Genomic DNA, 12,335 nt, shown 5'->3' on the forward strand with positions numbered 1-12,335 from the left:
TTTAGTGAAAGGCCCGCTTTGTAATACGCGCCAGCATTATTCGGCCAAGATTGTGGTCCAGGCAGCGCGCTTCGTGACCAATGCCAGGAATGATGGGAACGCTGACCGTGCGACGCCTTCTGACAAGCCTTCTGATTGCTGCTGCCGTGCTGACTGCGGCGCCTGCATTTGCCATCGAAGTCGTGCCGCCGGGCAACCGTCATGCCGAGCAGCCCGACATTCCGGGCGCGTCCGTTCGCCGGACCAAGGGCACCAAGACGTCATTCGATCGCAAGTACGATAAAGTTCATGAACTCCTCGCCACCGACCATGAGCTGATGGGTAAGATCAAGAAGGTGTCTGCCGCCTACGGCATTGATCCGATCCACGTCGTCGGCGCCATCGTCGGCGAACACACCTATAACGTTGACGCTTACGATCGGCTGCAGTCCTACTATGTCAAAGCCGCCTCCTATGCAGGCGAGAGCTTCCGCTTCGCCTATAGTGGCGAGGACGTGGATGATTTCATCAAGCGGCCACAGTTTGCCGAATGCAACAGCAAGGGCGATTCCTACACGCTGTGGAGCTGTCGTGAGGATGTCTGGGAAAGCGATTTCCGCGGCAAGACCGTCGATGGCAGGAGCTTCCCGGACAATCGCTTCAGTGCCGTGTTCTTCCAGCCCTTCTACGCGGGCCAGACCTTCGGACTCGGCCAGATCAATCCGCTGACGGCGCTGATGCTCTCTGATCTCGTCACCAAGGTCTCGGGCTATGACAAGCTGAACGAAAAGGATGCCGGCGGCGTCTACCGGGCGATCATGCAGCCTGACATCTCGCTCGCCTTCGTTGCGGCCTCCATCCGCAAGTCGATCGATGATTACAAGCAGATCGCAGGGATGGATATCTCGAAGAATCCCGGTCTAACGGCGACGCTCTACAATGTCGGCAATTCGCGCCAGCGCGCCTCGGCACTCGCAAACAGGAACCGTGCATCGGGCCAGACCGTCTGGCCGGAAGAGAACTACTACGGCTGGCTCGTCAACGACAAGCTGGACGAGCTCGAGCGCCTGCTCTAGTTCTAGCCTTGCCGGGGAGGGCGACAATCTTCCGCGAAAGGCTACATTCAGATGGACATGCGTCCAGATCCCTTCGTTCCACCCGCGCCGATGCCTCGCACGGTGCCGCCGAGCCGACTGGAGATCATCCGCACGATCCTGCGCAATCCGCTGGAGCTGTGGGGTGAGCCGTCCTACACGCTGCCCTGGATCAAGACCCGGTTCTTCCGGGAAAGCACCCTCATTGCCAATGATCCCGGGTTGATCAGGCATGTCCTCGTCGACAATGCCGCAAACTATCGCATGTCGGATATTCGCCAGCTTGTCCTCCGCCCGATCCTGCGCGACGGGCTGCTGACAGCCGAAGGCGAGGTGTGGAAGAGGTCGCGCAAGGCGGTTGCCCCGGTCTTCACGCCGCGCCATGCAAATGGCTTTGCCGGACAGATGCTGCGCCAATCCGAGGACTACGCGCGAAAGTACGAATCAGCCGGCATCGAGGGACAGGTCTTCGAAATCGCCAGCGACATGACGGAGCTGACCTTCGTGATCCTCGCCGACACTCTCTTCTCCGGCGAGATCGTAACGTCGTCGAACAGTTTTGCCGATGACGTGAACGCGCTTCTTCATCGCATGGGCCGTGTCGATCCGATGGACCTGCTGCGCGCTCCATCCTGGGTGCCGCGCGTGACGCGTATTGGCGGCCAGAAGGTTCTCGACAAATTCTATTCCATCGTGCGCCAGACAATGGATGCGCGCCTGGCGCGGATGAAAGCTGACCGCGCGTCGACGCCGGAAGATTTTCTGACCCTGTTGCTGGAGCAGGCTGCGATCGGTGGTCTTTCCAACGAGGAGATCGAAGACAATATCCTGACCTTCATCGGCGCGGGTCACGAAACGACGGCGCGGGCGCTTGCCTGGACGCTCTATTGCGTGGCCAACACGCCTCATTTCCGTGATGCGATGGAAGATGAGATAGGACGGGTCATGGCGAGCGGCGCCGAGCCGGTTCAGTGGCTTGACCTTATGCCATACACCCGAGCTGCCTTCGAGGAGGCGCTGCGGCTCTATCCTCCCGCTCCCTCGATCAACCGCGCCGCAATCGCCGTCGATAGATGGACCGATGCCAAAGGCGAGACTGTGGACATCGAAGCAGGCGTCACGGTGCTCATCATGCCGTGGACCCTGCATCGCCACGAACTCTACTGGGAAAAACCCCGCGCCTACATGCCGGAACGCTTCCTGCCGGAAAATCGCACCAAGATCGGCCGCTTCCAGTTCCTGCCTTTCGGCGCCGGTCCACGCGTTTGCATTGGGGCGACCTTCGCGCTTCAGGAAGCGGTTATCGCGCTCGCGGTGCTGATGAGGCGTTTCCGTTTCGATATGACGGACCAAACCAAGCCTTGGCCGGTCCAGAAACTGACGACGCAGCCCCAGAACGGCCTGCCGATGCGTGTCACGCCGCGAGTATCGCATAAATGGCATAAATCTTTCGAACTATTGCACAATTGACTATCAATGAAAGGCGGGCAAAGTGGCAGCATGCGAAAGCCGCCATTGTCCGAGGAGATATTCCATGAGCCGCATCGATAAACACGGTCTTGCGATCGAAGCAGTCCTCCACGCGTTCCTGGTCAACGAAGCGCTACCCGGACTGCAGATCGATGCGGACAGGTTTTTCGCTGATTTTTCCGCGATCGTTCATGACCTTGCTCCGAAGAATCGCGAGTTGTTGGCAAAGCGTGATGCGCTTCAGCTCCGCATCGACGACTGGTATCGCCAGCATGGCGCGCCAACCGACATCGAAGCCTATCAGGCCTTCCTGCGGGAGATCGGCTATCTCTTGCCGGAAGGCTCGGATTTCCAGGTGACGACGACGAATGTCGACCCCGAGATCGCCTCGATCGCCGGCCCGCAGCTGGTTGTCCCTGTCATGAACGCCCGTTACGCGCTCAACGCTGCCAATGCCCGCTGGGGTTCCCTCTACGATGCGCTCTATGGAACGGACGCGATTGCCGATAGCGATGGCGCCGAGAAGGGCAAGGGCTACAATCCGAAGCGCGGCGGGAAGGTCATCGCCTGGGTTCGCGATTTTCTGGATTCGGTCGTTCCGCTTGCGGATTGGAGCTGGAAGGATGTCGCGGGATTTGCGGTCAAGGACGGCGCACTCGCCATGACGTCGACCGACGGGGAACACGTATCCATGACGGATCAGGCACACTTCGCCGGCTATCGAGGCGATGCGTCCGCACCGACAAATGTGCTTTTGAAGAACAATGGCATTCATATCGACATCGTGATCGATGCCTCCACCGCAATCGGCAAGAGTGATCCGGCGCATATTTCCGATGTTTGGCTCGAATCAGCGATTACGGTGATCATGGACTGCGAAGACTCCATCGCTGCCGTCGATGCCGAGGACAAGACCCTCGTCTATCGCAACTGGTTGGGCCTGATGAAGGGCGATCTCCAGGAGGAAGTCGCCAAGGGCGGTTCGACGTTCATACGAAAGCTCAATCCGGATCTCGAATATAACGGTCCGGACGGTTCGCCGATCGAGGTGCACCGCCGCTCGCTGCTGCTTGTCCGCAATGTCGGCCACCTCATGACAAACCCGGCCATTCTTGACCGCGATGGAAACGAAGTACCCGAGGGCATCATGGATGCGATGATCACAGGCCTGATCGCGTTGTACGACGTTGGCCCGACCGGTCGGCGAAAAAACTCGCGCGAAGGGTCGGCCTACGTCGTCAAGCCAAAGATGCACGGCCCGGAAGAGGTCGCCTTCGCCGTCGAGATCTTCTCCCGCGTCGAGGGTGCGCTCGGCATGGCGCGCAACACCATCAAGATGGGCATCATGGACGAGGAGCGCCGTACGACGGTCAACCTCAAGGAGTGCATCCGGGCGGCCCGCGAGCGTGTCGTCTTCATCAACACGGGCTTCCTCGATCGCACCGGCGACGAAATCCATACTTCGATGGAAGCGGGGCCGATGATTCGCAAGGGCGACATGAAGCAGGCGGCCTGGATCGCCGCCTACGAGAACTGGAACGTCGATATCGGTCTCGAATGCGGCCTTTCCGGCCACGCGCAGATCGGCAAGGGCATGTGGGCCATGCCGGATCTGATGGCGGCAATGCTGGAGCAGAAGATCGCGCATCCCAAAGCCGGGGCGAACACCGCATGGGTGCCGTCGCCGACGGCCGCAACGCTGCACGCCACACACTATCATCGCGTCAACGTCGCTCGCGTTCAGCAGGGATTGAAGGATCGCGCCCGCGCCAAGCTCAGCGACATTCTCTCGGTCCCGGTGGCCGTGCGTCCGAACTGGGCGCCCGAAGAGATCCAGCGCGAACTCGACAACAATGCGCAGGGTATCCTCGGCTACGTCGTTCGCTGGGTCGACCAGGGTGTCGGCTGCTCGAAAGTGCCTGATATCAACAATATCGGCCTCATGGAGGATAGGGCAACGCTGCGCATCTCCGCCCAGCACATGGCAAACTGGCTGCACCACAAGATCGTCACCGAAGCGCAGATCGTCGAAACGATGATGCGCATGGCGACTGTGGTGGATCAGCAGAATGCCTCTGATCCCCTCTATGTGTCGATGGCTGCCGATTTCGACGGCTCGATCGCCTTCCAGGCCGCCCTCGATCTCGTCTTGAAGGGCAGGCAGCAGCCGAATGGCTATACCGAGCCGGTCCTGCATCGCCGACGCCTGGAGCTTAAGGCGAAGCGGGCTGCCTGATCGTCAGCAGCGCGAATATAAAAAGCCGCCGAAACGAAGGTTCCGGCGGCTTTTTGTATACTGAATTTCCGGTCCTGCTTACTGGATGACAATGACCTTCGAGGTAGCCTTGCCTGGGCGGACACGGCTGTAGAGGTCGATCACGTCCTGATTGATTAGACGGATGCAGCCAGATGAAGCGGCGGTGCCGATCGATGCCCATTCCGGCGTGCCGTGCAGACGGAAAAGCGTGTCCTGGCCCTGTTCGTTGAACAGATACATGGCGCGTGCGCCGAGAGGGTTGGATAGACCGGGGCCCATGCCGTCCTCAACGTACTTGGCGATTTCCGGCCGGCGGACAGCCATTTCCTTCGGCGGATGCCAGTTCGGCCATTCCTGCTTCCAGGCGACGTAGGCCGTGCCGGCCCACGCAAAGCCCTGCTTGCCGACGCCGATGCCGTAACGCATGGCCTTGCCGCCGGGCATGATGTAGTACAGGAAGCGCTCGCGCGTGTTGACAATGATCGTGCCCGGGCGTTCCGTGGTTTCGTAGGAGACAACCTGGCGGTGGAACTGCGGCTTGACCTTCTGGATCGGGATCGCAGGCAGCGAGTATCCGGCGTCCGTGGTGACGCCGTAAGCGTCATCAAAGATCTGTGCGGTCTGGACGGTCGGCCCTGGTGCGGCACTCTTGTCTGCAACAGAGGCGCTTTCGGAAGTCGTGGAGCAACCGGCCAGAGCGAGCGTCGCCATCAGGCCGAATACAGGAATTGCATTGCGGATGCGCATGGATGTCTCTTAGGAAATTGGGCAAGGGAGGATCGTTCTTTTGAACCATCTTTGAATATGGTTTATTTTCGATTAACCTTGCCTTTGCAAGCTGTTGCAGTGCGGCAAAGCGAATACGCAGCGGCAAACTAGAACCGCATGGTTTTTTTGCAACAAAACACACGCTACATCCGCGGATATCCATGACGATTTTGAGTCTTTACAATAACAATCCGTTAATAGACGGCCGGCAATCGGACAGAGCCATGCTCGTGCGCCGAGGAACTCAGATTCTACTTCATGAAATGCGGCACGCGGTGCTGCCGGAGTTGTGTCTGGCGAGCGGACGGCGGGCGGATCTGATCACGATCTCGGAGAAGGGTGAGATCTGGATCATCGAGATCAAGACCTCGATCGAAGACTTCAAGGTGGATCGCAAATGGCCGGAATATAGGCTGCATTGTGATCGTTTGTTCTTCGCAACGCACAAGGATGTGCCGCTCGACATCTTTCCGGAGGAGTGCGGCTTGTTTCTGTCGGACGGCTACGGCGCCCACATGATCCGCGAAGCGCCCGAACACCGCTTGGCGCCCGCCACCCGCAAATCGGTAACGCTCAACTTCTCCCGCGCGGCCGCCCAGCGCCTGCTGATGGCCGAGTGGGCAAGCGGCAAGCCGCGCGACGCCGACGAAACGTGACCCTACTTGGGCGCACGCTTGGCAAGGATACGTTGCAGCGTGCGCCGATGCATGTTGAGCCGCCGCGCCGTCTCGGACACGTTGCGCTCGCAGATTTCGTAGACGCGCTGGATATGCTCCCATCGCACGCGGTCGGCCGACATCGGATTCTCGGGCAGCTCCGCCTTCTCGCCGGCGCGCTGCGTCAGCGCTGCATACACGTCGTCGGCGTCGGCGGGCTTCGCCAGATAGTCAACCGCCCCGAGTTTCACCGCCGTGACGGCAGTCGCGATGTTTCCATAGCCAGTCAGGACGATGATGCGCGTATCGTCACGGCGCTGCCGGATTGCCTCGATGACATCCAGACCATTGCCGTCTCCAAGGCGCAGGTCGACAACGGCATATTTGGGCGGGTGGCTCTTTGACTTGGCAATGCCTTCCGCAACCGATTCGGCGGTTTCCACATGAAAGCCACGCGCTTCCATCGCGCGCGCCAGGCGTCGCAGGAACGGGCCGTCGTCATCGACGATCAACAAGCTCGCATCCGGACCAATATGATCCTCGGTGGCTGAAGAAGTGTCGTGGTTTGGCTCGTTCATCTCAGTCAATCCTGGTGCTGTCCGCATGACATAAGTCAATTGCACTGATCTTTCATTAGGCTGATACAGTCATTTTGTCGAATGTGCATCGATCAGCATGCGCGGCCATTCGACACGTACCCGCGCACCGGCGCTCGCCGGCGCACGGTTTTCGAAGACCAGCGATGCGCCGGAGCGCTCGAGCAGCGTCTTGGCGATAAACAGACCCAGGCCGAGTCCGCCCGCGCGATCCTCCCGCTGCCGCTTCGTCACGTAGGGCTCGCCGATCCGGGTCAGAATGTCCGACGAGTATCCCTCTCCGTCGTCCTCGACGATGATGCAAACCTTCCGATGGTCGTGCTCGACCGTCACCGTCACCTTCTCGCGGGCATAGTCGACGGCGTTCTCGATGAGGTTGCCAAGGCCGTACATGATGCCGGCATTGCGATCGGTCACCGGCTCGCCCTTGCGCGAACCTTTCTCGATTAGTTCGAGCTTGATCCCGAATTCGCGATGCGGCGCGACGATCTCCTCCATCATGGATGACAAGGGCAGGCGCCGCAGATGCGCTTCTCCTTCCGCCGAAAGCGTTGCCAGACGCCGCAGAATATCTCGGCAGCGCTCGCTCTGGCTGCGCAGCAGCTGAATGTCCTCGCGGAAGCGGTCGTCGTCCTTCAGCTCCCGCTCCATCTCCTTGGCAACGATGCTGATGGTGGCGAGCGGCGTTCCGAGCTCGTGCGCGGCCGCTGCGGCAAGCCCGTCCAGCTGAGACAGGTGCTTCTCCCGCTGCAGCACCAGCTCGGTGGCGGCCAGCGCGTCGGCCAGCTGGCTTGCCTCCATCGAGACCCGGTAGGCGTAAAAGGCGGCAAAGGTCATCGTCGATGCGATAGAACACCAGACGCCGAACTGCATGACGGTATGGACATTGATCTCCACGCCGCCGAACCAGGGAAGCGGAAATGGCGAGAATGCGAGAATGGTGATGCAGATCATCGCCACCAGGATCAACGCCGTGCTGTAGCGGATCGGCTGCGACGCAAAGGAGATGATGACGGGAACGCAGACCAGCGCCGCAAACGGATTGGCAAGGCCGCCAGTGATGAAGAGCAGCGCGCAGAGCTGCAGCAGGTCGAATCCGAGCAGGGCGAAAGCGGTGCCAGGGTCGATGCGATGTGTCGGCGGGTAACGGATCATCAGGTAGAAGTTGACAGCGGCAAGTGCAGCAATCAGGGCGATGCTTGCAATCAGCGGAAGCGGAAACCTGAGCCAGAAGGCGACGATGAAGACCGTGACCGCCTGGCCGCAGACCGCAAGCCATCTCAGCCGCACCAGCGTCTGAAGCCTCAGGCGACGGCTATTGTGTCTGTCGTCCTCCGGCATGCTCTCGACATGATCGACCATACGTTGTTCCTTGAACCTGTTTGCGGCTCATGTACCACGCGGCTTTGCCCTTGTCGTCGGCAGGGCGTCGTCGGGCCGTTCAGGCCATGGGTGTCGCGGATAGCGCCCGCGCATGTCGGCGCGCACGTCCTTCCAGGAGCCGGCCCAGAAGCCCGGCAGGTCGCGTGTTGTTTGAATCGGCCGGTGTGCGGGAGACGTGAGCTCGAGAAGCAGCGGCAGCCGGCCGCCTCCGATAGTCGGATGCTGTTTCAATCCGAACAGCTCCTGCACCCGGATCGTCAGCGTCGGCTCCTCCGCATCATATTGGATCGGGTGGCGTTGTCCGGTCGGCGCCTCGAAATGGGTGGGCGCAAGGCGGGCCAGATCGCGTTGAAGCTCATGCGGCACGAGCGCCATTAGACCGTTCGAAAGGCCGCTTGCCAAAACCTCGGAAAGACCCCGCGCACCCGTTTGGTAGGGCATGAACCAGTCGTCCATGCAGGCAAGCAGCGCGCTATCGCTCATGTCGGGCCAGGGCGCGCCGATGCCACGGTGAAGAAAGCCTATGCGGTCGCGGAGCTGCTTTGCTTCTTTCGAGAAAGGCAACTCGTCGAGGCCGAGTTCGCGCACGCCATCGGCCAGCGCCTTCGTCACGTCAGCACCCGAGGGGCGGGGCAGGGGCGTCTCGTCGAAGACGATAGCGCCGAGCCGCGTTGCCCGCCGCGCCCTGACCTGTCGGCTCTGCCTGTCGAAGAACGTCTGGTCGTCGGTCCTGATCTCGCCCGGCAGCTCCGCTTCTACCTCCGCCCGCGAGACCTCGGCTGCGGCAAGAATGCGCGCCTGCGCAGCTCGCCCGGTCAGGTCGGCGATCACGAGCATTTGGCTGCCGGCAAGCCTGTCGGTCTCCGGCAGATCGGCGCCGCGACCATTCGCCATCACGAAGCGCCCCCTGCCGCCGCGCTGCAGCGCGATCCGATCGGGAAAGGCATGAAGCAGAAGCCTGCCCGCCATGCTGGGCTCTGTGGCCCAGGAAAGGTCGAGTCCCCTTGCCAGTCTGCCCGCCAGCTGGCGCGCGGCCTCGGCGCGCTCGCCGCGTTCGGATTTGAAGCGCCGCATCCGCTCTTCCAGATCGACGCTTGTGCCGCCGAGCCCTTGCTCGGTCAGCAGCACCGCCAGCAGGGCGGCATCTCGCGCGTGCCCGGCCTCGCCCGACGAAATGACCATCGCAGCCAGCCGAGGCGGCAATGCGAGCTCGCGCATGACCTTGCCGCGCGCATTAAGCGCGCCATCCGCGTCGAGTGCGCCGAGCTGCTTCAAGAGCGCCCGCGCTTCCGCAAGAGTCGTCTCGGGCGGTTGATCGACGAAGGCCAGCGACCGCGTATCCTGAACGCCCCAATGCGCAAGATCGAGGACGAGGCCGGAGAGGTCGGTGGACAGGATCTGCGGCGGCGTGAATGCCGGCAACGCTGCCGTCTGTCCCTCATGCCATAGGCGAACGGCAATTCCAGGTTCGGTTCTGCCTGCGCGTCCGGCCCGCTGGTCGGCCGAGGCGCGCGAGACCCGCACCGTCTCCAGGCGGGTGATGCCGGTTGAGGCCTCGAACACCGGTAGCCTTTGCAGGCCGCTGTCGATGACAATCCGGACGCCGTCGATCGTGATGGAGGTCTCGGCGATCGAGGTTGCAAGCACGATCTTGCGGGTGCCGGGCGGAGCGGGGCGAATAGCGGCATCCTGTTCCTTCTGGCTGAGATTGCCGTAGAGCGGTGCAATCAGCGTCTGGTCGCCGAACCGTCCCAGCAACCGTTCGGCCGTTCGGCCGATCTCGGCCTGTCCCGGCAGAAAGGCAAGGATCGAGCCGCTCTCCGTCTGGTGCGCCTCGACGATTGCCCGTGACACGACATCTTCAATGCGCTCGCGAACCGGCCGGTCCTGGTATCGGATGGCGATCGGAAAGCTTCGCCCGAGACTTTCGATGACAGGCGGCTGATCGAGCAGTGCCGCGATGCGCGCCACGTCGAGCGTTGCCGACATCACCAGGATACGGAGGTCCTCGCGCAGGGCGGAGTGAACGTCGAGCGCCAGAGCAAGGCCGAAATCCGCGTCAAGCGAGCGTTCGTGGAATTCGTCGAAGATCACTGTCGAAACACCAGCAAGTTCCGGATCGTCGAGGATCATCCGCGCGAACACGCCCTCCGTTACCACTTCGATCCGCGTCCGTGCTGAGACGCGGTTGTCGAGCCGCATGTGATAGCCGACGGTCTCGCCGACCTGCTCCCCGAGGAGAGAGGCCATCCGGCCGGCGGCGGCGCGCGCTGCCAGCCGGCGCGGCTCGAGCAGAATGATCCTGCCGTCACCGCGCCAGGGCTGGTCGAGCAGGTAAAGGGGAACGAGCGTCGTCTTGCCGGCGCCGGGCGGCGCCGAAAGCACCGCACGGCCGCGGCTGGAGAGAGCGTCGCCGATCTCCGCAAGGACATGCGAGACCGGCAGTTCCGGCAAGACCCTCATCTCCGTCAGGCCTGCGTCGTCGTCTCGTAGGCGAGGATCGCGCCGGCGAGATCCTCCAACGCTGCGCCCACGGACTTGAAAAGGGTGATCTCCTCGTCGCCGGTCCGGCCCGGATGCGCACCCTTGACGAGTTCGGCAAGCTCGGCCCTGATTCCGCTTTCCGCGAGGGCGCCGCTCTTCAGCGGCTGCACGATATCGCCCGCCTCGCTCATGGCGCCGGCGCGCGTGTCGACGAATACGGTTGCCCGCCGAATGGCGGCGTCGTCGCTTTCGCGCATGCTTGGCTTGAAGGCACCGACGAGATCGAGATGCGCGCCGGGCTTCATCCAGTCGCCGCGGATGAGCGGTTCGTCCGAAAGCGTTGCGCAGGACACGATGTCGGCAGTGTGCACCGCCGCCTCAAGATTGCCGACGGCCTCTGCCTTCAGCCCCAGCGCACGCGCCTCGGCTGCGATCTTCTGGGCGTTGTCGGCGTTGCGGCCCCAGACGCGGAAACGTTCGAGTGGGCGCGTGAGGGCATGAGCCTGCAGAAGATTGAGCGAGAGCCGCCCGGTGCCGCAGACGAGCATCTCTTTCGCCTCGGGGTGCGCGAGGTATCGTGCCGCAAGCGCCGATGTTGCCGCCGTCCGGCGCGCCGTCAACTCCCCGCCTTCGATCGCCGCCAGCATTTGGCCGGTCTTTGCTGAGGAAAGAAGATAGGTCCCGAAGATCGCCGGCAGCGAGCGCTGCGCATTGTCGGGAAAGACAGAGAGAATCTTGACGCCGGCATATTGCCCGGGCACCCAGGCCGGCATCAAGAGCAAGGTCGCATGCCGCTCGCCCGGCACCTCCATATCATGATGGTGGCGCACGGGCGTGACGCAAGCGCCGGCAAACATCGTCGCCAACGCATCAATCAGCTGCGGCCAGGGCAGTGCGTCGTGCGTCTGCTTTTCATCCAGCACAAGCATGTTTCGTTACCTCTTTGGTCATTGTCTTGGCGGCCAACCTAACGATCGGCATTGGCTGCGCAAGCCAGCAATGCTGCGTTCGACATTTGTCTGCGTCGTCCCGGCGCTTCGGGGCAACCCGTATGCAATATCACCTTGGTAACCCGTCACCGATCCCCGCCGGCTTGGGGTGTGTTTTGGGTGTGAATTTGGGTGCGCTGGAAATCCGTCATTCAAATCAGGATGTTACAAAATTGTGAAAAAACATCGTTTGGATGTGTTGACTTGGAAAAGGGGTTGGCCGTATAAGCCCCCTCACTGAACGAGGGCGGCGGCGCTGCTGGCGACGATGTCCTTCGCTTCTAAGTTTCTTGAGATTGGCTGCGATGCTGATTGTTTCCTGGACTTTCGGGTTTAGGGGCGAGGAATTTCGACCGGGTCTGACTGGTCTGTTTTTTGACAATTGAATATGAGAAGAAAGAGAAACGTGGGCGGCGGAGTTCGCGGGACCGGAAGAGATTTCGGTTCTTTGAAAGAGACTTTGGCGGTCACGTTTATCAAGAGAAGTTACACTGGTTTTTGACGCTGAGGTTTAGGCTTTGGTGTTTGGAAAACAGGTGTGAAGTTCTCGTCGATTCAAAGAACGTGACGTAAATGCCAATGATTGAATTCTCAACATGAGAGTTTGATCCTGGCTCAGAACGAACGCTGGCGGCAGGCTTAACACATGCAAGTCGAGC

At 61.3% G+C, this 12,335-nt stretch carries 9 protein-coding genes and 1 rRNA gene; 5 read left to right on the plus strand and 5 right to left on the minus strand.

Annotated features, from left to right (window positions below):
- The first annotated feature begins 107 nt into the window (after positions 1-107).
- From AC1D2R_RS12420 to AC1D2R_RS12430, 3 genes are all read left to right on the plus strand, one after another.
- Positions 108-1,055 (plus strand): DUF1402 family protein, encoded by a 948-nt coding sequence (locus tag AC1D2R_RS12420; RefSeq protein ID WP_477967591.1) that lies wholly within the window; start codon positions 108-110, stop codon positions 1,053-1,055.
- A gap of 51 nt (positions 1,056-1,106) precedes the next feature.
- Positions 1,107-2,543 (plus strand): cytochrome P450, encoded by a 1,437-nt coding sequence (locus AC1D2R_RS12425; protein WP_477967563.1) that lies wholly within the window; start codon positions 1,107-1,109, stop codon positions 2,541-2,543.
- 64 nt (positions 2,544-2,607) lie between these two features.
- Entirely contained in the window at positions 2,608-4,779 is a 2,172-nt protein-coding gene (locus AC1D2R_RS12430; protein WP_477967564.1) for a malate synthase G, read from the plus strand.
- Between the two features lie 78 nt (positions 4,780-4,857).
- Here AC1D2R_RS12430 and AC1D2R_RS12435 read toward each other — a convergent pair whose 3' ends face one another.
- The gene (locus tag AC1D2R_RS12435; protein WP_477967565.1) at positions 4,858-5,547 is read right to left on the minus strand and encodes a L,D-transpeptidase; all 690 of its coding nucleotides are present in this window, start codon (positions 5,545-5,547) and stop codon (positions 4,858-4,860) included.
- Between the two features lie 182 nt (positions 5,548-5,729).
- Here AC1D2R_RS12435 and AC1D2R_RS12440 point away from each other — a divergent pair, with 182 nt between their 5' ends.
- Positions 5,730-6,224, plus strand: coding sequence for an MmcB family DNA repair protein (locus tag AC1D2R_RS12440; protein WP_477967566.1), 495 nt, complete (start codon positions 5,730-5,732; stop codon positions 6,222-6,224).
- 2 nt (positions 6,225-6,226) lie between these two features.
- On the opposite strand, the gene AC1D2R_RS12445 is transcribed toward AC1D2R_RS12440, so the two are convergent.
- The 4 genes from AC1D2R_RS12445 to lhpI all read right to left on the minus strand — a co-directional run bounded on the left by AC1D2R_RS12445 (position 6,227) and on the right by lhpI (position 11,616).
- A complete protein-coding gene (locus tag AC1D2R_RS12445) occupies positions 6,227-6,802 on the minus strand; it encodes an ActR/PrrA/RegA family redox response regulator transcription factor (RefSeq protein ID WP_477967567.1) in 576 nt (191 codons plus the stop codon).
- A gap of 69 nt (positions 6,803-6,871) precedes the next feature.
- Entirely contained in the window at positions 6,872-8,182 is a 1,311-nt protein-coding gene (locus tag AC1D2R_RS12450; protein ID WP_477967568.1) for an ActS/PrrB/RegB family redox-sensitive histidine kinase, read from the minus strand.
- A 27-nt stretch (positions 8,183-8,209) separates the two neighbouring features.
- Complete coding sequence (gene hrpB / locus AC1D2R_RS12455) at positions 8,210-10,666, minus strand: ATP-dependent helicase HrpB (RefSeq protein ID WP_477967569.1); 2,457 nt, start codon at positions 10,664-10,666, stop codon at positions 8,210-8,212.
- 5 nt (positions 10,667-10,671) lie between these two features.
- Positions 10,672-11,616: a bifunctional Delta(1)-pyrroline-2-carboxylate/Delta(1)-piperideine-2-carboxylate reductase gene (gene lhpI, locus AC1D2R_RS12460; RefSeq protein ID WP_477967570.1), complete on the minus strand. Its 945-nt coding sequence runs from the start codon at positions 11,614-11,616 to the stop codon at positions 10,672-10,674.
- Between the two features lie 652 nt (positions 11,617-12,268).
- Here lhpI and AC1D2R_RS12465 point away from each other — a divergent pair.
- Positions 12,269-12,335, plus strand: a 16S ribosomal RNA gene (locus AC1D2R_RS12465); the annotation flags it as partial.

It is taken from the genome of Rhizobium sp. P1_C7, assembly GCF_056406295.1.